Raw genomic sequence first — 21,970 nt, 5'->3', positions numbered from 1 at the left:
CGCGCACAGCTGGTCGCCCGCAGCCCTCAAGGCGTAAACGTAAACTGGTCGGCTGCAACCACGGTCGAAGTTCCAAACATATTGGTCACCCGGACGTCGACGGTGCCGATTCCGGGGGGTGACGTGGCCGTGATGGTACCGTTGGAGTTGACTTCGACGCTCGTGGCCGGGACAACGCCAAAGTCGACCTGGCTATCGGCGCTGAACGTGACCCCGAGGGGCGTGATGGTGATCTGGGTGCCACCGGCGACAGGCCCGCTGCTCGGCGTGATCGATGCAATGCTTGGCGCGACGGCCGGCAGCGTGGGGGCACCCAGCAACATGAGATAGGTGTCGTTGGCATGCTGATAAGCAACTTCCGCCAGCCAGTCATCCAAGGTGCTGATATCGGAAGGATCGGGATCGGTGCACGCAAAATACGCATTGAGTGCCGGCTGCTGGGTCGGCTGCGTATAGGGATTGGCCACGGGCGTTTTGCTCGCGATATTTTGGACAATCTTTTTGACTTCCGCGCTCAGCAACGGACTGTTCATTCGCGGGTAGAAGAACTCCACGCTTTCCGGTGTAGGTGGGTTCTGCGACTCACCATTGACGAGGTTCTGCCAGGCATTGGGAACGAGATCGTATTGGTTCCACGCACACGTTGCCTGCGGGAATTGGGCGTTGAAGCTGCTGGCAAAATTCCCATCGCCGGCCGTGGGGGCCGCAAAGGTGAATACCTGAAGAGTGGGCTTCGGCGTCCACGTCTGGGCGGCAAGATAGAGGCTTATGGTCGTGGCCAATGCACCTCCGAGGCTGTGTCCCGTCACATAGATGGTTGGCCCTGAGCTTTGCGCGGTAATGAGAGGCGTCAGCGTGGCCATGAGCGTCGTGCCCATGATGATCTCCGTGAACGCCATCATGGCGCCCTGGGAGATGTTGCCCAGCGGGCCCCCGGACCCAAAAGGACCGAATGGGAGCAAGGATCCAACGTCCATATCTTCGGCACTGTCGATGGGTGACCCGCCCACGGTCCCTCGGAGGCAGACGGCATACGTCGTTGGCCCTCCTGAATTCGAGGGGTTTTCGGCGATGTAGACGAGGTTGGCGCGATCTTGGGTTAGCCCCACCCAGATCGCCTGCCAATTGTTGGCCGTGGAAAGATTGGAATTCGCCAGCTGCGCGTTGATGCCCGCGAGAATGCGAGCCTGTTGCTGCTCGACGGTCTCTCCGGATGGGCGCTCGGCCGCGCCGGTGGCGGCCAATCCCGCGAGGGTCATCATCACTTGCGTCGTGTTCGTGCTCGTGAGAAACGTAAATTGGTCCGCAGGAGGGTTGGCGGGAGACGTCCCCTTCGAGGTCGTTACCGTGATATCGACGGAGCCTCCTGCCGTGTATGCGGGCGACGTGGCCGTCATTTCGGTGTCCGATTCGACGTTGAAGTTTTGCGCCCCCACGCTTCCGAAATGGACGGCGGTGGCATTGATGAATCCCTTGCCGAGAATCGTCACTCGTGTGCCACCTGCCGAGGGGCCGCAGTTCGGGCCGACGCCCGCGACCGTTGGCTTGCTCCAAGGCCAAGGTGCCGCGATCCCACCTTCGTTGATGCCGATGCCGGGTTGCTTGTCCATCATCGCCCTCCTGGTTCCAAGTCGACGAATCCGACTGCCGTGTGAGTCGGCAAACAAACTAGCGATCGTAATCCTCGGCCAAAGCGGGTCGAGGAGAATCGACGCTCGATGGACCAAGCCTCGATCTGGAAGAGCTCGAGCGCGCCGCGAGACGGCTGATCCTTCGAGGAATCGCAACTAGATGGAGATGGGTTCTATTCGACCCACTTTTGCAATGAACGAGCTTCGCTCATTCGTAGGGCGTGCCCTTCGTGCCGTTGCGAACGACGGTGAGGGCACGCTCGAGTCGTTTCAAGAACGTCGCGCGCACCTTGGAGGCGGCATCGCCCCGGCGGTGTCTGCGCATGGCCTCGGCGTAGGCGAGAATCCACGCTGTCGACAAGCCCGTGGCGAGGATGCGCGCGACGATGTCGTCCTTTCGTTCCCCGACCGCGTCGGCGATCATGGCGGCGAGGTCCACGTCGAACTCGTCCCGCATTTCGCGAGCCCGGGCGCGGAGCGAAGGACTGGCCTCGACCGTGCTCCAGAATTGCGAAACGCCGTCCGTGAACTTGGCGAAGGGATGCTCACGCTCCAGCAGCTCGCGCGCGAGATCGCACAGGGCGGCCAATGGCGATCGACCACGCGGACGGCGGGCAAGCGCGTCGCGGGCGACCTCACGCATCTCCTCCTCGCGATCGAAGAAGAGGTCCTCCTTGCGCGGGAAATAATTGAATACGGTAACCTTGGAAACGTTGGCGACCTCGGCGATCTCCGCGATGGTCACGGCGTCGAACCCGCGCTGGGTGAAAAGCGCGGTGGCCACGGCGGAGATCAGCTCACGCGTTTCCCGCTTTTTCCGCGCCCGCAAGCCATCGTCGTTCGCCATGGGATAAAACTTAACCCGGCTTAAAATTTGATCCAATAAATTTTCTTACTAGACTCAAGTTCATGCGAAACGAAACGGCAGATGTCGCCATCGTGGGCGCAGGGCCCACGGGACTTCTTTTGGCCATCGAACTGGTGCTCGGCGGTGCGTCCGTGGTGGTGCTCGATCGGCTCGCCGCGCCCGACCAGACGATCAAAGCCGGCGCGATGGGCGCACTTGCCGGGGAGGCGCTCGAGCGCCGTGGATTGGGACCGAACATGGACGCCGAAGAGCGCGCGATGCTCGACACAGTTCGCGCGATGGCCAAGAGCGCAGGACCGGAGGGCGAGGAGCTCGCGAAGAGGCTCGGCAAGATTGGCGGGCACTTCGCCGGCCTCTTTCTCATCGACCAGACGAGGCAGCGCGAGCCACACCGACGCTTTCGCGGCGTGCGGCAGCAGGCGCTCGAGCGCATCTTGGGCGAACGCGTGCGGGTGATGGGCATCGACGTGCGCCGTGAGCAAGAGGTCATCGACTTCCGCGACGATGGTCACGGCGTCACGCTCGACGTGCGCACGCCGCAGGGCACGCGAACGCTGCGCTGCGCGTACCTCGTGGGGTGCGACGGCGGCCGCAGCATCGTGCGCAAACGCGCGGGCTTCGAGTTTCCTGGCACCGATCCGACCATCACGGGACACCAGGCCATCGTGGAATTGGATCATCCGGAGCGCCTTTTGCCGCTCGGCTGGCGGCGCACGCCGGTGGGAATGTTCGCCTTTGGCCCGGTGCCTGGCCGCATTTTCGTGGTTCAATTCGATGGGCCGCCACCGGATCGCGATGCGCCCATCACGCGCGAAGAGGTGGAAGGCGCCCTGCGGCGCGTGTCCGGGGCCGATGTTCGCATCACCGCAATGCAAACCGCCACGCGCTTTACCGACAACGCGCGGCAGGCCACGGAGTACCGTCGCGGGCGCGTGCTGCTCGCCGGTGATGCTGCGCACGTGCACTCGCCCTTCGGAGGGCAGGGACTCAACCTCGGTCTGCTCGATGCGGTGAACCTCGGGTGGAAACTCGCGGCCACCGTGCGCGGGTGGGCGCCGGCCGCGCTGCTCGACACCTACACTGCGGAGCGCCACGGCGTGGCAGCCGCCGTCCTCGAGAACACGCGCGCCCAAATCGCGCTGATGCGGCCGGACGTCTTCACCACGGCCCTGCGCAAGATCGTGTCCGACATCATGGCACTCGACGAGGGAAACCGCTTCTTCGGCGACATGCTGAGCGGCCTTCCCACGCGCTACGATCTGGGCAGTGACGATCCGCGGGTGGGAAGGCTGGTCGCAAACCTCGCGCTATCGTTGCCCGACGGCGAGGCAGGTTTGTACTCGCTGATGCACGAGGGCACGGGTCTGCTCGTCGACGGCACCGGCGGCGCAGCCAGCGCACTCGCCGCGCCGTGGTCCGCACGTGTCCGCGTCGTGCGCGTCACCGCCGTCAGCCCAGCGAGCTCGCTGCTCGTGCGCCCCGACGGCTGCATCGCGTGGACGGGCGATGGTGCGGACACGGCGGGCCTGGAGTCGGCCCTCGCGCGCTGGTTTGGCGCCCCGCATTCCCCTTAATGCGTGACCGGGCACAAGGATGGCGGCGCCGCCTCCGAAGCGGTCCCCCAGCCATCCGCACGGATTTGATCGGTCAGCGTGTAGTCCACGACTTGGCCGGATTGGAGCTTCGCGACGGGCACGTAGACCTTGTCGAGCACCTCCCCGCCCACGCGAACCTGGTCGACGAAGCGCACTTTGTCGAACCCCGCCCCCGGTGCGTTCAGCACGATGTGCTGGCCGTTTTCCAATTGGACGTCCACCCGCGCGAAGCGGGGCGGATGCAGAAGGAAATTCCCCGAGCCCGGCATGAAAGGATAAAGGCCCATCACGTCGAACAGGTACCACGCCGACATGGTGCCCAGGTCGTCGTTGCCGGTGACGCCATTGGGCGCATTGGTGAACAGTGTTTGCGCGGCGTCGAGCACCACCGCTGTCTTGTAGGGTTGCCCGAGCACCGCGTACATGAATGCGCTGTGCAGGTCCGGCTCGTTGTTCGGATTGTATCGGAATTGGTTATAATACGCATACGGCCCCACGACCCATTTCTCGTGCGCCGTCTTGCGTGGATCGACGAGCAGATCGTCATAGGCGAAGAACGTATCGAGCCGTTTCGTCGCCTGCTCTCGCCCGCCCATTTTTTCGGCGAGACCAGCGGCATCCTGGGGAACGAGCCATTGGTATTGCCACGCCGTTCCTTCGTGGAAGCCGTCCTCGGACGTGGGCGTGTACGGCTTGTCGGGCGGCGTGTAAAAGTTGCCATCCTGCGTGCGCGGGCGCGGGAAACCTTTGTACGGGCCCCCGTGGTCTTTGTCTTCCACGGTATCGTCCCACACCGCCGTCCAATTCTGTCCGCGTTTCTGGAGCCTCGCCGCATCGTCGGTATGGTTCAACGCCTTGGCCATGGCCGAGAGTGCACAATCCGAGACCGCGTACTCCAGTGTCGCCGAACCGCCGTGCTGGGGATCCGCGTCCTGCCCCTTCTTGACGAAATTCTTGTCGTAAAACGCGAATCCCTTGGGGATGTACGTCGTATTGCCCGCCCGCCCTTGCGAGCGTGAATCGGCCGGCGGAAGCTGCTCCGCATTTTGGAGCATGGCTTGGTACGCATGCTCCTCCTCGCCTTGCAGGAGCCCATAACTCCAGAGATCGGCCATGAACGAGGTGACCGGATCGCCGGTCATGCAGTTGGTCTCGAAATTGGCATATGCCCAACGCGGAAGCCAGCCGCCCTGATCGTGGATGGCAAGGATGGACTTGGCAATGTCACGCGCCCGCGAGGGCAACACCAGCGCGAGAAACTGGTTTTGCGCGCGGTACGTGTCCCATAGCGAGAAGAACTCGTAATAGGTAAAGCCGCTCGCTTGGTGGATGGCCTTGTCGAATCCCACGTATCGCCCGTCCACGTCGTTGCCCGTGAGGGGCTGGAGAAAAGCATGGTAGAGGGCCGTGTAAAATACGGTCCTTTGGTCGCTACTGCCTCCGTCGACCTTCACGCGGGCGAGCTCTCTCTGCCACGCCGCCTGGCTCTCCTGCCGCACGGCATCGAAGGTCTTGAGCTTGCCGTCTCGCATTCCTTCGGCATTCAGGTTCTTGCGCGCGCCATCGAGGTCGACGTGGGAAATGGCCGTCGTCAACGTCACCGATTTCTCGCTCGCCGTATCGAAGGTGATCCAGGCCCCGCGAAGCCCTTCGCCGCCTTCGCTGTGCTTCGAATGGGCGTCGCCGCCGGCCGGGCTCCACGTGCCCTGAGCCTTGAATGGTCGATCGGCCTTGATCTGAAAATACGTCTTGTAACGTGTGCCGCCGCAAAAGCTCTGGGTATCGACGTAGCCTTCGAGCGTGTGATCGTCCACGACGGTGATGCTGCTCGCCTTCACGTCGTGCTTGTCGTTCGCCTGCCCCACGTTGACGAACACATTGCCTTGCGCAGCGCTACCAAAGGTATAGCGCTCCGACGTGGCGCGGGTGAGAGCGGTATTCTCCGCATCGATACCGCCGTATTTGGTCAAACGAACCTTGAAGTACCCGGCCTGCCCTACCTCGCCATCATGGGTGTAGTCAGCACCATATTTGGTGTGATCGAAGGTGGCCGGAGACGAGACGTCGAAATCACTTCCTGTGGGGCCGAGGGTTCCCACCGTGGGGAGCACGGATATCTGTCCGCCCTGCTCCCAGCACCCCGCGCCCGATATGAAGAAGTGCCCAAAGCCTTTGATGATGGAATTGTTGTAGAGGTAACCTGCGTAATGCGCCCCAATGGGGCTCACCTGCGTCATTCCGAAGGGCGCCGCCGCTCCGGGGAAGGTATTGCCATCGTCCTTGGTGCCGATGAACGTGTTGACGAGTCGTTCGTAGTGCTCGAGCGGTGCGGCGTCGGCCGCATCACCCGCAGCGTCAATCGCGGCGCCTCCCTCCGCGGTGGAAGGGGCATCCGGCGCCGCATCGTGCGCACTTCCGCCTGGAGGATTGCCTATCGGCGAATCGGACGAATCCGAACAGGCGAAGAAAAGGGTTCCGAGGGAAATGGAGACCGCCGAAAACGCGGCCGGCGCGCTGTTTCGCAATACCTTCATGGCAGCGATGGTAAGACGACTCGCCCGATCAGGACCGAAAATGCCATCTCACGCGGGCGTCTTCATCTCACCTTCCGCTCGATAGTCGGATATGCCCAGCAGCGACGTCTTGTGCGACAAAACGACAGGTAGGCTACTTTTTGCAGAAGAATCCGACGACGCCGACCTCCGTGCATTGCCCTTGTCTGCACGACCTGAGGAGACGCATGCCAGTCCAGAGCCACAGGGCGCGTCGGTTCCAGCGCAGCGTCCATCCGCCGGTCCAGAAACATCGGGGCAGACGCACGCATCACCAAATTGCTTTTTGCTGGAAAAGCCATTGGCGTTGCCAAGAGGTCGGGCAACGTTTGGAGCGGAGGTTGCGGGGCTCCTACAGGTTGAGAAGCTGCGCATCCTGGCAAATTGGGATGGAAGGTAGTGCGTAGTTTGGCGTCGGGCGCAGCCGTGTATATTGCGACTCTCGACCCAGGACCCGCATGAAGAAAAGCCCCCCGCCATCGCTCGCCGTGTTCGACGAACAGATCCGCCGCAACGCCCAACCGAGTACCCCCGGCACCCGTGCCGAATGGGACGCGACCATTCTCCGCCACGTCAATCCCGACTCCGACGGTGAATGCTCCGTCATCTGGTCCGAACTCGATGCGGCCACGGCCGACGATGCCATTGCCGCGCAAGTCGCCTATTTTTCCCGATTGGGCCGCTCGTTCGAGTGGAAATACCATCGCCACGATGGCCCTTCGAACCTTCCCGAACGCCTCGTCGCCGCCGGATTCGAAGCCGGCGAGCCCGAATCCGTCATGGTCGCAAACGCCGCAGACATCGCCATCGACGTCATTTTGCCCGAAAGCATCCGCATCGAAACCATCACCGACGCCGCGGGCATCGCGCGCATGGTCGCTCTGCATGACCAAGTCTTCGGCGAAAGCCGCCCCGACTTCGGCGAAAGCCTCCTTGCCCAACTCACCGACTCCCCCGACTCGATGGTCCCGTTGCTCGTTCTCGACGGCGACCGCCCCGTGTGTTCCGCCCGCATCGAATTCCACCGCGGCACCGAATTCGCCAGCCTCTGGGGCGGCGGCACCCTCGAATCCCACCGCGGCCGCGGCATCTACCGCGCCCTCGTCGCCCACCGCGCCCGTCTCGCCGTGGACCGCAGCATTCGCTATCTCCACGTCGACGCCATGCCCGACAGCCGACCTATCCTCGAGCGCCTCGGCTTCATCGAACTAACCACGACCACGCCATACATCAAATCAGTTTAATCAAGCCGTTCATTCACCCGTTTATCCATCCCGGGAAGCTCGATGCCCAGAACCGGCGGTTCCTCGCCCGCGATGGAACTCGCTCGGCAAGCCAACACCAATCGTGGCGTCGCGATCGCACGCGGCGTCACGCCGGGCGTGGTCCTCGAGCTCGTGTATCTCGCCGATGACAGGGTCGTACGCCATGCACGCCTCATCAACGAAACTGCCTGGACATGGTCGACCCCCGCGATGGTCAATCCGAACGGGGGCTACGACATGTTGCATAGAACGGCGAGCCCCTGAGGTGATGTTCAGAGGCAGAGTTTCGTCACCGAACGAACACTGATTATGCTGTCGCAGTGCCTTTCAGCGTCGCGCTACGAACCCGCAGCCCTGCTTTCCAGCTTGGAATTGGGCGCCAGGACCCGAGCAAATGCCGCAAGGCAAGGCGCAGCAGCCCGAGGCGCAATCAGCAGCGCTGAGGCATTGGCCGCCAATGAACTGCACACCACGGCCATTGCCCACGTTTTTCGCACCGGCAGGGTCGAACGCGGGGCCACCGACGCATTGGCCACCGTTGTTGTTCGTCGGAGGTGGATTGCCGTTTTCGCCGCCCGCATTTCCCGGCGGAGTATCGTCGATCTGATTCGGCGGGGTGGGCGGCACGCCGTCGATCTCCCTCGCGCGGTCCGCACCGACACACGGATTTTTGCTCGCCGGGTGACGTGTTGCGCAGAGCCCTTTTGGACACGAATTGATGACGAAGTTATCCCCGCCGGTGCACAGCTCGAACCGCGTATCGTCGATGCAGTGGAACGTGTTCGCCGCCTGTTTGACGCACAAATTCTTCGTGCCGGCGAATCCCTCTCGACCCGGTGTCTCTTTATTGTCTTCGTCTACCGCGGGATCACCGCTCGAGCCCGTGCACGCGAAAAGAGTGATGCCGACAATGAGCGACGAGATCACGTAGCCGACTTTGCGAGCTGTCATTTCGACCTCCAGGGCAGCCGTTCGAGGATGACAAGCGTTTCAGCAAGCGATGTGCCTCGCAGCAAATGGGCTTTTCATTCGAGCAATTTGAATATCGAGCTCCCGCGAGCTCCATTTTCGGGACGCAATGGATCCAAAATTTTTGGATCGCACGATCCATCTACCAGCACGCGCCGAACCAGCAGAGCTCACTGTTCGGGCTTGCTCGAGAACCTGCACTCGGCGGCGACGACGGACAACGATTGTCCGCCATTGAGATCGATGAGCGCTTGTTGCACGACGAGCATGCCGCCGAGCCCGACCAAGCGCGCCTCGTTGGCGTGAGCGATGAGACGAATGACCTTTTCGAAACCGCCATGACGCCGGAAGCGCCAAGTCGCGGGCAACGTACCGAGCGGTGTACCGCTGTACCAGGCGGAAGTACGCTGGTCGCGATACAGGGCTCCAGTGGAAAATGGCGATCTCTCGGGAATTCTGACTTTCTCGATTAGCGCTTTCATCGGCACACACGTTGCGTAGTGCGAATTGAACTGGCCCGGACCGACGGCTCGACGGCGAGCCGTGCGCGCGGGCGTTCGATACGACAACAACGTGATGTGAATCCGCAATAGGAGCTCGAATATCCGATGAAGCCCGTCGTCCGATTTCTCACCCTAGGTCTATTTGCAGCATCTCTCATTCCCGCCTGCGCACCTGCAGTGGACGAGGAGGAAACGAGTGAGGAAACCTCTCAACCCATTTCGGTGAGCGAAATCATGGCGCGCGCCCACGAATGGGTCGACAAAGCCGTTCCCTACTGCGGAGGCGTGCGCGGAGGGCGCGATGTGCTTTGCGGCGGCACCTGCAACCGCCCCCCGGCGCCGTGGGACGCCTATCGCAGCGATTGTTCCGGCTATGTCGCGTGGAGTTGGCAACTCGGTGCGGACCTGACCACCGCCACCTTCGTCAACGACCGCGGTGGCGCAAACGGGTGGACCACGATTTCCATCGACAATCTGCAGGCTGGCGACGCGCTCGTGACCAATGGCCACATCAAGCTGTTTTCGCATTTCGTCGCCAGCAACACGATGGATATTTTGGAGGAATACGACTGCGACCGGGTGGCCCGCGAGGCCGTCCAGAGTTTCACACGGAGCGGCAACACCGTGAAATTCGCAGGGGACGGGCGCGTTTACCACGCGATCCGGCGCAATGGGGTGGTCAACCCGCCGCCCGTGCATCGTGCATCGTCGCTATCGGGTGAGGGCAGAGCGGAGATCATCGCCGTGCAGCAAAACGGCGAGGTCGAGGCCTGGTACAATTATGCGGGCTTCGCCCACATGCCGTGGAGCAGCTCCACCATCGTGGGCCGAGGCTTCAACGATCCGGCGCGGGTCCGATTCGCGGACATCGACGGCGATGGCAAGTTGGAAATCATTGCCATCCAAGAAAACGGCGCCGTGCAGGCCTGGCACAACGACCGCGGCTTCACCGAAATGCCCTGGGGCGAGTCGATCATCATTGCCGAAGGCTTCAACGATCCGGCGCGGGTTCGCTTCGCGGACCTCGACGGCGACCGGCGCGCGGAGATCATTGCCATTCAAACGAATGGCGAAATCCAGGCGTGGCACAACGGTCGCGGCTTCGTGTACATGCCGTGGGACGCCGATCACATCATCGGCCAAGGGTTCAACGAGCCGGCGCGCGTGCGGTTGGCCGATCTCGATGGGGACGGGCGCGCGGAGCTGATGGCCATTCAGACGAATGGCAACATCCAAGCATGGCACAACGGCGCAGGCTTCGCGCACATGCCGTGGGACGCGGACGTGGTCATTGGAGAAGGCTTCAACGATCCGGCGCGGGTCCGGCTGGCCGATCTCGACGCCGACGGACGCGCGGAGCTGATGATCATCCGCGAGAACGGCCAGGTGCAGGCGTGGCACAACGGCCGCGGCTTCGTGTACATGCCGTGGGACGCCGACGTGATCATCGCCGAGGGCTTCGACCCCGCGCGCACCTTGCTGCAGTAACGAGCCTTTCCAACTTTTGAAATTGATTGCGACAAATTCTCTTTATAGGAGCCTCCTGATGAAGCGTATGGCACGATTCCTTTTTGCACCGTTGGCTGCCGCATCTTTTGCACTGATCGCCGGGTGCGCGGCCGAGTCGGACGACGAGGTTGGCGAGACCAGCCAGGCCGTTTCCCCGTCGCCCAACGACCAAGCGGCCTTCGAGTTCCTCGTGGGTAGAGGCCTCACGGACTTTCAAGCCGCAGGCGTCGTGGGAAATCTCGATGCCGAATCGGGCATGAACCCGAGGGCGGTGCAATCACCCGGGCTCGGGCGCGGCATTGCGCAGTGGAGCGCCGGCGGCCGATGGGACCAGCTCGTAGCCTATGCCCATCAACGCGGCCGCTCGGAGTGGGACTTGGGTTTGCAACTCGAATATCTGTGGCACGAGCTCGAGACCGTACCCGCATGGGGGCTCGCCAAGCTGCGCGCAACGGGAAATGTCGTGGATGCAACCATCGTCTTTCAGGATAGTTTCGAACGCTGCGGTACGTGCCATACGGAAAATCGCATCAAGTACGCGAAGGCCGCGTTGGCCGCCTACGGTGGGCCTCGCGTGCATCGTGCATCATCGCTATCGGGTGAGGGCAGAGCGGAAATCATTGCCGTGCAGCAGAACGGCGAGGTCGAGGCCTGGTACAACTATTCGGGCTTCGCCCACATGCCGTGGAGCAGCTCCACCATCGTGGGCCGAGGCTTCAACGATCCGGCGCGGGTCCGATTTGCGGACATCGACGGCGATGGCAAATTGGAAATCATTGCCATCCAAGAAAACGGCGCCGTGCAGGCCTGGCACAACGACCGCGGCTTCACCGAAATGCCCTGGGGCGAGTCGATCATCATCGCCGAAGGCTTCAACGATCCGGCGCGAGTGCGTTTCGCCGACCTCGACGGCGACCGGCGCGCGGAAATCATTGCCATTCAAACGAATGGGGAAATCCAGGCGTGGCACAACGGTCGCGGCTTCGTGTACATGCCGTGGGACGCCGATCACATCATCGGCCAAGGGTTCAACGAGCCGGCGCGCGTGCGGTTGGCCGATCTCGATGGGGACGGGCGCGCGGAGCTGATGGCCATTCAGACGAATGGCAACATCCAAGCATGGCACAACGGCGCAGGTTTCGCCCATATGCCATGGAACGCCGACGTGGTCATTGGAGAAGGCTTCAACGATCCGGAGCGGGTTCGGCTGGCCGATCTCGATGCCGACGGACGCGCGGAGCTGATGATCATCCGCGAGAACGGCCAGGTGCAGGCGTGGCACAACGGCCGCGGATTCGTGTACATGCCGTGGGACGCCGACGTGATCATCGCCGAGGGCTTCGACCCCGCGCGCACCTTGCTTCAATAGCGAATTCGTGACGAGGGTCCGGCATCATCGCGCCGGTTCGCGGTAAAAGCTACGGCTGCTTGGACGCCTTGATCGGCTCTCGGCCAATGCCACTTAGAACCAGACCGGTGACGGTACCGCCTCCATCCCTCGTGAATCGAAGACGCGGCGTGAGCATGTCGTCGTCGAAAAACTCGTCCGAGGAAAGGGGAACGAATTTGTGTTTTCCCTGCAAGGGAATCGCCACGAAGAGCGCGCCCCTGCGATCGACCGAGATGACGATGGGCTGCAATCCGCCGTCGACGTATGATCCTGCAAATGCCTGGAACACATCCTCGGATACGGAAATCGCCCGGGGCGTGGGCTCGCCGGTCAATCGTGCTTCCAAACGATCACCGACGAGCCTCGCTCCACCGTCGTAGTTGGACAGAACCGCAACGGTGTACCCGAGATCCGGATACATCGAGAGCCTCGTGCTGGTCCCCGAGGTCGCACCACCATGTCCTGTGATATGAATGCCACGAGCGTAGTCCTGCTCGAAGCCGTTAAGATGCCACATCTCCGTGGGGCTGTATCGCATCAGGAGATCGGTATATTTTCGATCGAGCAGCCTGCCCGCTTGAATGGCCTGCGCGAAGCGCAGCAGATCTTCGACCGTCGTGTACGTGCCGGTGCCTCCGGCCGCAGAAGCTCCGCGCCCGAGTCGCAGTGCCACCGTCAATGGCGCGCCCGGCTCGGTGGCCCGCGTATAGCCCAATGCCAGATTCGGAATATCGTCCTGAAACGCGTAGAAGCCCGAATGGGCCATTTCGGCCGGCTCGAAAATATGCGTACGCACGTATTCCTCGAACCGTTGACCCGACAGTCGCTCCACCACCAACCCGAGAACCAGAAATCCCGCATTGCTGTACGCCTGCTGCGTTCCAGGCTCGAATCGCAGCGGATCGTTGACGAAAAACGGCAGGTAATCCTCGATTCTTCGCAGCCGTTCGGGATTCCCCTCCAGCATTTTCAGGCTGACGTAGTCCCCCAGTCCGGACGTCATCGCCAGCAGTTGGCCTATCTTGACCCTGCGGGCGACATCCTGATTCGGATAGTCAGGCAACACGGCACTCAAAGCATCGTCGAGCGACAGCTTTCCCTCACCCGCCAACTGCAAAACCGAAATGGACGTAAACAACTTTGCCGTAGAGGCCATATTGAACTTGGTATCGAGCTCCACCTTGGCGCCAAAAGCTCGGGACGCGAGACCATAAGCCTGCGCGAACAACGGTCTACCGTGTTTCGCAAAAAGCACGGTTCCCGAGAAACGGTCCTCCTCCACCATTCGTGCAAGCTGCCGGCGCAAGTCGTGGACGATTTCAGCGTCGCCCATTCGGCTCGGATCGCCGGCGCGCTCCGCCGCGGTATCCTCGGTGATGCTGTCCGAGGAGGAGCCACACGCCCACGTAAGAGCAACCATCGCAGCGCACACATACGATTTCCGAAATCGTGACGTCATGGTCCTCGCTTTACTTTCTTCACCCGCACGCGACGCGTGTCCGCATCCACGGAAACCTCCGCGTCGAACAGGCCATCGGCGTCCTCGCGACGAAGCTCCTCGATGATCTTCTGGCGCGCGAGCTCCACTTCCGCTTGCGACGCGCCGGGGTGCAGGAGATGCCGAATTTTTCCAAACAAAGTGTCATGAATGCGCCCGCGCAGGGGTACGACCTGGACCCGAGCGGAGCCGAGCCCCGTAAGCCCGTGCACGCGCTCTTCGATTTCGGCGTCGGTGCCGAGCGGATTGCCCCATATGTCCACCGTCAGACGCACCGTGCCCGAGCCCTGCGCGTGAATGCGCTGGCGCACGCCGGCTGGTGAGGGCGATTGAAAAGCCTCGGTGAGGGCGAGAGCATACTTCTCGAGCTCCTCGCCGTTTGCCACCTCGGTCGGCTCGACGGTGATCCGTTTGCCCACTTCGAGCTCGAGCTCCGCAGGCGCCTGGCTCGTAATGAGCAGTGAGGCCACCGCCAGCGCGGCCAACGCATAACGAGGCCAGCGCACACGCCGCGGCGCAGGTAGCGGAGGTGCGTTTCGCTCGAACTCCGCGAGGAGGTTCTGTCCGAGGGTATCGCGATGATGGGCATCCATCGGAACCGGCTTTCTTCGCAGAGCGCGTTCGAGTTCCCGGCGCATCACGTCATCACTCCCTTTTGGACCGTACCGTTCCACGCGCCGCGGAGCTCACGCACCGCGCGCGAGATGCGTTGGCGCACGGCGGCCTCGCCGCTCCCGACGATCTGCGCAATTTCCACGTAGCGCAGGCCTTCCTCGTACCGGAGTCTCAACAGCTCTTGAACCTCCGTAGGAAGGGCCGCCACGTGCCCGCGGAGTGTCGCCCGCTCCTCGGCCTCCGCGAGGGCTTGGTAAGGATCCCGCACCGCGGACGCCTCCGGCGCCAGTGCCTCGTGATCCGCAGGGCGGCTCGCAGCGCGCGCGCGATCGGCCAGAACATTGCGCGCCATGGCGAGCACGTACGCGAGCGCCGTACCGCGCTCGGGATCCACCTTGGACAGGGCGGCCACGAACTGAAGGAACACCTGCGCGACGACGTCTTCCGCCTCCGCTTGCGTCCGTACGCGGCGCCTCACATATCCGGAAACCGGCTCGTAGAGGGCGCGGTACAGCGACTTGAACGCAGCGCGATCGCCGGACTGGCTCGCGCGGAGGAGTCTCGCATGGCGCGCATCACGCAGGGCCCTGAGGGGATCACGCATGTCGAGTCGGGGCACCGCGCGCGCTACTTGGGCGGGAGGCTCTCATCGAGCGTCGAGCACTGGATCTCCGCCTTCTCGAGCGCCGGAAAGGTCCGACGGAGTTGGCTTGGGATCTCCGCCGCGGGTGGCGTAGAACCCCACAGGTCGAGGTTCAACCCGACGCCGGACTCGTCCAGCCGCCGCGTCACCAAGACCCGACGCGGGCTACCCTCGGCCGCGAGCGCGTCGACCATCTTCTCGGGCGAGGGCATTTCGCCGCTCCCCTTCGGCATGTGAATGGAGATCCGCACGCCTTGCTCGGCGGCGCCGGCCGGAGAGCTCAACGCAGCGCACAACGCGACCGTGATGCCTAGCAGCGATTTTCGCAGAAGTCCCATCGTCCAATGCTCTCTTTCTTCAGGGGCCTGATTGCCACACCCATGAATACGGAGCCCGCCGAAAAATGTGACACGATCGGGTATCGAGAATTTTTCCGTCGTAGGGCTGAGAACTTTTATTTCCTATATGACGCCACGATCTGGCCGACCAGCTTCGCCCAAGGCATGTCGAGGGCGTCGTAGACGGGCCCCGCTTCCGGCCGGCCATTGTCCTTGAGGATCTCGACCATCAGGGTCGCGTAGTCGGAAAGGATGACGCCAGCTTGGCTCAGACGCAGCAGGTTGACCTCGCGCTTGGTCTTGCTGAACGTCCCCGTAGCGTCGACGGCCACATACGCATCATGGCCGCGCGCCGCGGCGGTCATCGCAGGAAAACCCAAGGCCTCCTTCCGTCAGTCCGCGCGGTCCTGGATCATCTGGCGGCCGAGTTCCCCAAAACGGTGCTCATTTAGCGGCTCGGATGCAAAGGGACAACCTTTCCTGACGCGCGGCCGAAATCAAGGGTATGCGCGCATTCGAGCTCTTGGTGACGGATTCGGTCGACCCCGATGCCGAGGCCGTCATCGACGGTGGCCTTGCCGATTTCAACGACGAGGCCACGGGCTACAGCGACCGGCGCGCGCTCGCCGTGACCGTGAAGGATCCGACAACGGGTAAGATCGTCGGCGGTGCAATCGGGCGCTCGTCGCTCGGGCTCCTCTTTCTCGATCTCTTCTACCTCCCCAAAACGCTCCGCGGCGAAGGGCTCGGGACGAAGATTTTGCATCTGTTCGAGGAGGAGGGCCGCAAGCGCGGCTGCCGGAGCGCCGTGCTTTACACGATCAGCTTTCAAGCACCTGGATTTTACGAGCGAAACGGATGGCGCGCGTTCGGCGAGGTCCCTTGTGCCCCACCGGGCACGAGCCGCGTCTTCATGACGAAGGAGCTGTAAGGCGACACTGCATCGAACGCCATGAACGTGCGTCTCACATGAAAAGAAACCGAAAACATCGGTTTCGACCAAAGGAACTTCAATGATTCGGCATCAAACGATTCTCAAGAATAGCTTATTCGTAGGACTTTGGAGCGCCGCCGCCTTGACGGCGGCCGCGTGGATGGCAGGGTGTGGCGACGAAAGCAGCACGCCCGTTATCATCCCGACGGACTCCGGCCCGCAAAATGACTCAGGTGTGGACTCCGGTGACGCAGGTACGGACGCATCGGACTCGGGTGTCCCGGCAGAAACCGTTGCGACACCGGTATTCGCTCCGCCTCCCGGGACATTCGATGCAACGGCGACGGTTGCCATTACCACCACGACACCGGGCGCGATGATTCATTACACGCTCGACGGCACCACGCCGAATGCGTCGTCGCCGATTTACACGTCGCCGCTCACCGTGGTGAAAACGGCAACCTTGAAGGCCATGGCGACCGCGGAGGGATTTCAAGATTCCGATGTTCATTCGGGCGAATACATCATCAAAGTTACGCCCGGCACCGTCGAGGATGTCCACTTCGAACCGAAATCGGGCCGATTCTACAATGATACTGCGGTAACGCTCACGAGTGGAACCGAAGGCGCCACCATTTGCTACGGCTCCGAACCCTCGCAGGCAACGTGTACCGAGGCAGGCACCTGCTGGCCCGGATCGAATACGTACACGGCCCCTATTCCCTTGACGGAAACTCAGACTTCTATTTACGCGGTTGCGTGCAAAGCTGGAATGACGGCCTCCAATAGGCTTCACGAGAACTACATCCTCGCTGCCGACAATCCCACATTCGATCCGCCGGCGGACCGCTACGATCCGGAGCACCCGGTGGCCGTCACCATTTCGACGCGGACCAAGGGCGGCGTCATTCGCTATACGACCGACGGCAGCGAGGCGACGTGCGACAAGGGACCGACGTTTCTCGAGCGGGGCACGCTTCCCACTCCGTTTGGCGAGCGCGATACGGTACTCAAGGCGATTGTATGCAAGGAGCATTACCTGAGTGGTCGCAGCGCGGCCGAGTACCCCGGTAAGACGTGCGTTGGCTATTTTTCAATCCATAGCTACGAGGAGCTCCAACAGCTTTCGCGCTGCGAGGCGATCGACGGCCATCTCTATTACCATGGCGCCGATGGCGACAACGTCACCGATCTCTCGCCCCTCTCGAAGCTGACGCGCATCTCTGGGTATTTGACACTGTCGAGCTCCAACACGCTGAAATCGCTCCGCGGGCTCGAGCATCTGACGAGCGTCGGCGGCAACCTGACCCTGCAGATTCAACTCGCCTTGACGGATCTCCACGGGCTCGAGCATCTGACGAGCGTCGGCGGCAACCTCACCATCGGATACAACTCGAAGTTGCAGCAGCTCGGAGCCCTTTCGGCCCTCACGACGATCGGCGGAGACCTCCAAATCAATGGCCACGAGACCCTCACCGACATCACGGGTCTCTCCAAGGTGTCCAAGCTCGGCGGCAAGTTCACCGTAACCTCGAACAAGATCCTCCCGGAGTGCCAGCCGAAGAACCTTTTGAAGAAACTTCAAGACGGCGGCTACACGGGCACGTTCGATGTCCACGACAACCATGGCACGGGCACCTGCGATTCGATGCCAGCGGCGGCACGGAAAACACCCTAGATTCAGCACACCCATCCGGCAACAACCCGGAACTCGACTTCCCCCTCACCGATGCGCTTCGAGCCCTCTCTTCTACGGACTCGGAGCGCGCGCTGTGTCCGGGCGGTGAACGGCCGCTGTGATGGGGGACTCGATCGTCCAGCCGAGAGATCGATAAAGCGCGACCCCTTCGAGCGTGGCCACGAGAACCCCTCGCGATGCTCCACGAAGCGCGGCGCGCGTGCATAGCTCGTTCATGACGAAGCTACCCAAGCCTCGTCGCCGATGCGCCGGATTCGTTTCCACTTGATCGATGATGGCACTTGCACCGTGGATGGCCATTCGGCCGCTCGCGGCGATGACTTGATCCGCAGCTCGAAGGCGGACATCCGTCGTATGCGGGTGCGTGACGATTTCCATCTCGTAAGGTCCGGGAATCGTCGACGGCGGCATGCTCCGCAAAGGCATCACCATCAGGGTCTCGGGTTCGCTGATGGCCCAAGAGGAGGGCAACGCAATTTCGTCACGGGAGGCACAAATTTTTAGCCAGTGCCTGGCGTCGTAATGCGTTGAACGAGATCGTGAAGGGCGGCGGGATCGTGATCCGGCAAGACGTAGCGCGCGATATGATCGGGACGCCCGACATGCAGGAAAAGGCCTTCCGGCACCTCCACGGGGCCTGCGACACCGCGCGAAAGCGCCCAACCTTCGACCCAGTCGCGGATCAATCCCCGGAGCTGCGCTCCCTTCATTCGAGACATTCTCGAACCACGTTAGAGCCGACCGAGCTCAGGTCAATCGCTTGGAGGAAGGAGTGTCGATACCGGACGGGTACGGCGAGCTCGAGTATGCTCAGGTAGGATTTTACGCCTTTTCGTGGATATTCGAGGTCAAGAGGAGCGCGGGCAAGCGGAGTGCGGTAAGAAGCGGGCCATGTTTCCCGAAGTTCTCGCACCGGCTGGAGATCGAGCGTCACTCGAGGCTGCCGTTCGGGCAGGGGCCGACGCAGTGTACTTCGGGTTGCGTGGGTACAACGCCCGAGCGCGAGCGACGAATTTCGACGAGGAAGAGCTCGCGCAGACGATTCAGTATTTGCACGACCACGGGGTAAAGGGGTACGTGACGCTGAATACGCTCGTCTTCGACGACGAGGTGGCCGGGGTCGAGCGCGCGATTCGGACTTGCGCGGCCGCGGGGGTCGATGCGGTGATCGTGCAGGATCTCGGCGTGGCGAAGCTCGCGCGGGCGATCGCGCCGGCGCTCGCCGTGCATGCGTCGACGCAGATGACGTGTACGGATGCAGCGTCGGTCGAGCTGGCAAAGGAGCTCGGCGCCACGCGCGTCATCCTCGCACGCGAGCTTTCGCTCGACGACATCGCGAAGATTCGCGCCGGCACGGATGTCGAAGTCGAGGTCTTCGTTCACGGTGCCTTGTGCATCTCGTATTCGGGGCAATGCCTCACGAGCGAGGCGATTGGCGGCCGAAGCGCAAACCGCGGGGCGTGCGCCCAGGCGTGCCGGCTTCCGTACGAGCTCGTCGTGGATGATCAGCGCGTCGATCTAGGGGACCGCGCGTACCTGCTGTCGCCGGAGGACCTCGAGGCATCGAGCATCGTCGGAGATCTGGCGCGGCTCGGAGTGTCTTCGCTGAAGATCGAAGGACGCCTGAAGGGCCCCGAATACGTCGCAGCGACGACGCGGCTCTATCGTGCAGCGCGCGATGCGGCGCTCGGGGCGAGCGCCGGACCGACGGACGAAGATCGCAATGACGCGCTGCAAACGTTCACGCGTGGTTCGGGCGTCGGCTTCTTTCACGGTGTCGATCACCAGCGCCTCGTCGAAGGTCGCTCGTGCGATCATCGCGGCCTCCTCGTCGGCAAGCTCGAACGCGTCGAACGCGCACGCGGCCGCGCGTGGTTGTGCATTCGCGCAGAAACGGAGATTGCGCGCGGCGACGGCTTGCTCGTCGAAGGCGGCTTTGCAAGTGCCGGCGAGTTCGGCGGGCGCGTCTGGGAGGTGATCGGCAATACCGCGCCGAATGGATCCGTCGTGCGCGTGTGGCTTGGGCCGGATGCCCAGGTCCCTTCGGACCTCGCGAGCGGACGTGTCTTCAAGACGAGTGCGCCCGGCGTGGAAAAGCGCATTCGGGCGCGCGATGCGGCGAACACGAAGACGCCTCTTCGCATGAAGATCTCGGGCTCGATCGGCGAGCCGTTCGTGCTCGAGGGCTCGGCAGGGGAGCGTCGAGCGCGTGTCGTTGGCGATGGCTCGATTGAAGCGGCGCGTTCCGCTCCTGTCGACGAGGCGACATTGCGCGACAAGCTTGGGCGCCTCGGTGATACGCCGTTCGAGCTCGACACGTTGGAGATGGCGTTGCCGCCGCACGTGATCGTTCCGCTGTCGTCGGTAAACCGCGCGCGCAGGGCACTCGTTGCAGCGCTCACCGAACGACTGCCCGTCGCGCTCACGGACACGGGCGCCGAGGAGTTGCTCCGCGCGGCCGTGCCGCCCGACCGCGCGCCGCCGCAGGGTGGGCTCTATGTGCTCTGTCGCACGCTGGAGCAAGCCGCGAGCGCGTTGGATGCCGGCGCTGCAGGCGTATATCTCGACTTTCTCGAGCTCACCGGAACCGGTGAAGCGGTGCGGGCGCTGCGGACGCGTCCGGGAGCATTCATCGGCGTAGCCCCGCCGCGCATTCGAAAGCCGGGCGAAGAGAAGATCGATCGTTATCTGGCGTCCCTGTCTCCCGACGCAGTCCTCGTTCGCGGGCTCGGCGCGTTGCGTGAACTCGATTCGACACGATCCAATATTGGCGATTTCTCTCTCAATGTGACGAACCGCATCACGGCCGCGGAAGTGCTCGGTCGCGGGCTCGATGCCTTCACGCCATCGTTCGATCTCGATGCCTCCCAGTTGCTCGTTCTCGCGCGCACGGGCTTCGGTCCATGGATGGAGACGGTGCTGCACCATCCAATGGCGCTCTTCCACATGGAGCATTGCGTGATCGCTGCGCTGCTCTCGGAAGGCCGCGACTACAAGACGTGCGGTCGACCGTGCGAGAAGCATCGCGTCTCGCTGCGCGATCGCGCGGGGATGGATCATCCGGTCGAAGCAGACGTCGGCTGCCGCAACACCGTTTTCCACGCCCGCGCGCAAAGCGCCGTCCAGCTCCTCCCGGAGCTCGTGCGAGCGGGCGTGCGCCGCTTCCGAATCGAGCTCGTACGCGAGACCGCGGAAGACGTTCGCCACCTCGTGACCTCGTACCGCCAAGCCATCGACGATCCGTCGAGCTCGTCGCGCATCTGGAAGACGCTCCGCACCGACAGCGGTTACGGCGTCGTCAAAGGATCGCTGCGCGTTCTCGGATGACAGGAAAAACCTGACAGGAAGCTGTCAAGAGCCGGTGGCAGGGTCAGGAGCGTCGTTCATCGACGCTCCCACCAACACTCTTGGAGATTCCCGTGAAGAACAACAGCATCAACTGGTTCGAGATTCCCGCCCGCGAATTGGACAAGGCGGCCGCCTTCTACGAGAAGACCTTCGATACGAAGCTACGACGCGAGGTGTTTGGCGGTGAGCCGCACGCCATCTTCCCCGTCGAGAAGGATGCAAAGGGCGTCACCGGAGCGCTCGTCTCCGCTCCGCGCCTCACCCCCGGCGCCGGAGTCCTCATCTACCTCGACGCCCCCGACGGCGTGAAAGCGACGCTGGCGCGCGCCAAGGCCGCCGGCGCCAAGGAGATCGCGCCGCACACGTCCATCGGCGAGCAAGGCTTCATCGCCATCATCGCCGACCTCGAAGGCAACCAGATCGGATTGCACTCGATGCAGGCCTAACGTCGCCCGGAACTGACTCCCGAAGTTGCGCACATCGGCGCAATACCCGCTGTCGCTCGCATGAGCAACCACACCGATCACGCCGCCGGCGGTGAATCTTATCAATGCCTCGTTGCCATTGTGTGGGCATTTCACTGTCCGGTCGGCTGGTCAGTTCCACGAAGGAC

Annotated in this window: 21 protein-coding genes; 9 read left to right on the top strand and 12 right to left on the bottom strand. The window is 62.8% G+C overall.

The features are described 5' to 3' along the window. Positions 1-26: 26 nt before the first annotated feature. Positions 27-1,613 (bottom strand): IPT/TIG domain-containing protein, encoded by a 1,587-nt coding sequence (locus LZC95_02750; GenBank protein ID WXA95759.1) that lies wholly within the window; start codon positions 1,611-1,613, stop codon positions 27-29. Between the two features lie 226 nt (positions 1,614-1,839). Next, the gene (locus LZC95_02745) at positions 1,840-2,478 is read right to left on the bottom strand and encodes a TetR/AcrR family transcriptional regulator (protein ID WXA95758.1); all 639 of its coding nucleotides are present in this window, start codon (positions 2,476-2,478) and stop codon (positions 1,840-1,842) included. 62 nt (positions 2,479-2,540) lie between these two features. Between LZC95_02745 and LZC95_02740 the strand changes: the two genes are divergently transcribed. Beyond that, positions 2,541-4,073 (top strand): FAD-dependent monooxygenase, encoded by a 1,533-nt coding sequence (locus tag LZC95_02740; GenBank protein WXA95757.1) that lies wholly within the window; start codon positions 2,541-2,543, stop codon positions 4,071-4,073. Here the strand turns inward: LZC95_02740 and LZC95_02735 are convergent. Then, positions 4,070-6,628 carry a GH92 family glycosyl hydrolase gene (locus tag LZC95_02735; GenBank protein WXA95756.1) on the bottom strand — a complete coding sequence of 853 codons (2,559 nt, stop codon included), beginning with the start codon at positions 6,626-6,628 and terminating at the stop codon, positions 4,070-4,072. The two genes, LZC95_02740 and LZC95_02735, sit on opposite strands and share 4 nt — an antisense overlap. Before the next feature lie 476 nt (positions 6,629-7,104). Here LZC95_02735 and LZC95_02730 point away from each other — a divergent pair, with 476 nt between their 5' ends. Beyond that, positions 7,105-7,890 (top strand): GNAT family N-acetyltransferase, encoded by a 786-nt coding sequence (locus LZC95_02730; GenBank protein WXA95755.1) that lies wholly within the window; start codon positions 7,105-7,107, stop codon positions 7,888-7,890. A gap of 72 nt (positions 7,891-7,962) precedes the next feature. After that, positions 7,963-8,175 carry a hypothetical protein gene (locus LZC95_02725; protein WXA95754.1) on the top strand — a complete coding sequence of 71 codons (213 nt, stop codon included), beginning with the start codon at positions 7,963-7,965 and terminating at the stop codon, positions 8,173-8,175. Positions 8,176-8,238: 63 nt separating this feature from the next. On the opposite strand, the gene LZC95_02720 is transcribed toward LZC95_02725, so the two are convergent. Then, positions 8,239-8,862, bottom strand: coding sequence for a hypothetical protein (locus LZC95_02720; GenBank protein ID WXA95753.1), 624 nt, complete (start codon positions 8,860-8,862; stop codon positions 8,239-8,241). A gap of 188 nt (positions 8,863-9,050) precedes the next feature. Then, positions 9,051-9,248 (bottom strand): hypothetical protein, encoded by a 198-nt coding sequence (locus tag LZC95_02715; GenBank protein ID WXA95752.1) that lies wholly within the window; start codon positions 9,246-9,248, stop codon positions 9,051-9,053. A 240-nt stretch (positions 9,249-9,488) separates the two neighbouring features. On the opposite strand from LZC95_02715, the gene LZC95_02710 reads away from it, so the two are divergent. Next, the gene (locus LZC95_02710; GenBank protein WXA95751.1) at positions 9,489-10,871 is read left to right on the top strand and encodes a VCBS repeat-containing protein; all 1,383 of its coding nucleotides are present in this window, start codon (positions 9,489-9,491) and stop codon (positions 10,869-10,871) included. A gap of 58 nt (positions 10,872-10,929) precedes the next feature. Then, positions 10,930-12,261 carry a phage tail tip lysozyme gene (locus LZC95_02705; protein WXA95750.1) on the top strand — a complete coding sequence of 444 codons (1,332 nt, stop codon included), beginning with the start codon at positions 10,930-10,932 and terminating at the stop codon, positions 12,259-12,261. 49 nt (positions 12,262-12,310) lie between these two features. Here the strand turns inward: LZC95_02705 and LZC95_02700 are convergent, their stop codons facing one another. The 5 genes from LZC95_02700 to LZC95_02680 form a co-directional block, all read right to left on the bottom strand. Then, the gene (locus LZC95_02700) at positions 12,311-13,702 is read right to left on the bottom strand and encodes a beta-lactamase family protein (protein WXA95749.1); all 1,392 of its coding nucleotides are present in this window, start codon (positions 13,700-13,702) and stop codon (positions 12,311-12,313) included. Positions 13,703-13,737: 35 nt separating this feature from the next. Next, positions 13,738-14,421 carry a hypothetical protein gene (locus tag LZC95_02695; GenBank protein ID WXA95748.1) on the bottom strand — a complete coding sequence of 228 codons (684 nt, stop codon included), beginning with the start codon at positions 14,419-14,421 and terminating at the stop codon, positions 13,738-13,740. Next, positions 14,418-14,999 (bottom strand): sigma-70 family RNA polymerase sigma factor, encoded by a 582-nt coding sequence (locus LZC95_02690; protein WXA95747.1) that lies wholly within the window; start codon positions 14,997-14,999, stop codon positions 14,418-14,420. Before LZC95_02690 ends, LZC95_02695 begins: the two co-directional genes overlap by 4 nt. A gap of 23 nt (positions 15,000-15,022) precedes the next feature. Further along, complete coding sequence (locus LZC95_02685) at positions 15,023-15,376, bottom strand: hypothetical protein (GenBank protein ID WXA95746.1); 354 nt, start codon at positions 15,374-15,376, stop codon at positions 15,023-15,025. A 116-nt stretch (positions 15,377-15,492) separates the two neighbouring features. After that, entirely contained in the window at positions 15,493-15,741 is a 249-nt protein-coding gene (locus LZC95_02680; GenBank protein WXA95745.1) for a hypothetical protein, read from the bottom strand. Positions 15,742-15,881: 140 nt separating this feature from the next. Here LZC95_02680 and LZC95_02675 point away from each other — a divergent pair, with 140 nt between their 5' ends. After that, a complete protein-coding gene (locus LZC95_02675; protein ID WXA95744.1) occupies positions 15,882-16,307 on the top strand; it encodes a GNAT family N-acetyltransferase in 426 nt (141 codons plus the stop codon). An 82-nt stretch (positions 16,308-16,389) separates the two neighbouring features. Further along, positions 16,390-17,988 (top strand): chitobiase/beta-hexosaminidase C-terminal domain-containing protein, encoded by a 1,599-nt coding sequence (locus LZC95_02670; GenBank protein ID WXA95743.1) that lies wholly within the window; start codon positions 16,390-16,392, stop codon positions 17,986-17,988. 72 nt (positions 17,989-18,060) lie between these two features. On the opposite strand, the gene LZC95_02665 is transcribed toward LZC95_02670, so the two are convergent. Together LZC95_02665 and LZC95_02660 are read right to left on the bottom strand one after the other, a co-directional pair. Next, positions 18,061-18,480, bottom strand: a complete 420-nt coding sequence (locus tag LZC95_02665) for a GNAT family N-acetyltransferase (GenBank protein WXA95742.1) — start codon at positions 18,478-18,480, stop codon at positions 18,061-18,063. Positions 18,481-18,509: 29 nt separating this feature from the next. Beyond that, on the bottom strand, positions 18,510-18,728 hold the full coding sequence (locus tag LZC95_02660) for a hypothetical protein (GenBank protein ID WXA95741.1): 219 nt from the start codon (positions 18,726-18,728) through the stop codon (positions 18,510-18,512). Between the two features lie 172 nt (positions 18,729-18,900). On the opposite strand from LZC95_02660, the gene LZC95_02655 reads away from it, so the two are divergent. Beyond that, a complete protein-coding gene (locus LZC95_02655) occupies positions 18,901-21,336 on the top strand; it encodes a U32 family peptidase (GenBank protein WXA95740.1) in 2,436 nt (811 codons plus the stop codon). Positions 21,337-21,428: 92 nt separating this feature from the next. Further along, positions 21,429-21,803 (top strand): VOC family protein, encoded by a 375-nt coding sequence (locus tag LZC95_02650; GenBank protein ID WXA95739.1) that lies wholly within the window; start codon positions 21,429-21,431, stop codon positions 21,801-21,803. Positions 21,804-21,970 lie beyond the last annotated feature (167 nt).

This window comes from Sorangiineae bacterium MSr12523 (genome assembly GCA_037157775.1).
GTDB lineage: Bacteria > Myxococcota_A > Polyangia > Polyangiales > Polyangiaceae > Pendulispora > Pendulispora brunnea.
This window is presented reverse-complemented; position numbering and strand designations above follow the sequence as displayed.

What these genes read in the sequence shown, in the direction of transcription:
- LZC95_02690 (WXA95747.1), bottom strand. Translation starts at nt 14,999, where the DNA reads ATGCGTGATCCCCTCAGGGCCCTGCGTGATGCGCGCCATGCGAGACTC.
- LZC95_02680 (WXA95745.1), bottom strand. Translation starts at nt 15,741, where the DNA reads ATGACCGCCGCGGCGCGCGGCCATGATGCGTATGTGGCCGTCGACGCT.
- LZC95_02720 (WXA95753.1), bottom strand. Translation starts at nt 8,862, where the DNA reads ATGACAGCTCGCAAAGTCGGCTACGTGATCTCGTCGCTCATTGTCGGC.
- LZC95_02655 (WXA95740.1), top strand. Translation starts at nt 18,901, where the DNA reads ATGTTTCCCGAAGTTCTCGCACCGGCTGGAGATCGAGCGTCACTCGAG.
- LZC95_02730 (WXA95755.1), top strand. Translation starts at nt 7,105, where the DNA reads ATGAAGAAAAGCCCCCCGCCATCGCTCGCCGTGTTCGACGAACAGATC.
- LZC95_02675 (WXA95744.1), top strand. Translation starts at nt 15,882, where the DNA reads ATGCGCGCATTCGAGCTCTTGGTGACGGATTCGGTCGACCCCGATGCC.
- LZC95_02745 (WXA95758.1), bottom strand. Translation starts at nt 2,478, where the DNA reads ATGGCGAACGACGATGGCTTGCGGGCGCGGAAAAAGCGGGAAACGCGT.
- LZC95_02710 (WXA95751.1), top strand. Translation starts at nt 9,489, where the DNA reads ATGAAGCCCGTCGTCCGATTTCTCACCCTAGGTCTATTTGCAGCATCT.
- LZC95_02735 (WXA95756.1), bottom strand. Translation starts at nt 6,628, where the DNA reads ATGAAGGTATTGCGAAACAGCGCGCCGGCCGCGTTTTCGGCGGTCTCC.
- LZC95_02725 (WXA95754.1), top strand. Translation starts at nt 7,963, where the DNA reads ATGGAACTCGCTCGGCAAGCCAACACCAATCGTGGCGTCGCGATCGCA.
- LZC95_02740 (WXA95757.1), top strand. Translation starts at nt 2,541, where the DNA reads ATGCGAAACGAAACGGCAGATGTCGCCATCGTGGGCGCAGGGCCCACG.
- LZC95_02750 (WXA95759.1), bottom strand. Translation starts at nt 1,613, where the DNA reads ATGATGGACAAGCAACCCGGCATCGGCATCAACGAAGGTGGGATCGCG.
- LZC95_02700 (WXA95749.1), bottom strand. Translation starts at nt 13,702, where the DNA reads ATGGTTGCTCTTACGTGGGCGTGTGGCTCCTCCTCGGACAGCATCACC.
- LZC95_02685 (WXA95746.1), bottom strand. Translation starts at nt 15,376, where the DNA reads ATGGGACTTCTGCGAAAATCGCTGCTAGGCATCACGGTCGCGTTGTGC.
- LZC95_02660 (WXA95741.1), bottom strand. Translation starts at nt 18,728, where the DNA reads ATGTCTCGAATGAAGGGAGCGCAGCTCCGGGGATTGATCCGCGACTGG.
- LZC95_02705 (WXA95750.1), top strand. Translation starts at nt 10,930, where the DNA reads ATGAAGCGTATGGCACGATTCCTTTTTGCACCGTTGGCTGCCGCATCT.
- LZC95_02670 (WXA95743.1), top strand. Translation starts at nt 16,390, where the DNA reads ATGATTCGGCATCAAACGATTCTCAAGAATAGCTTATTCGTAGGACTT.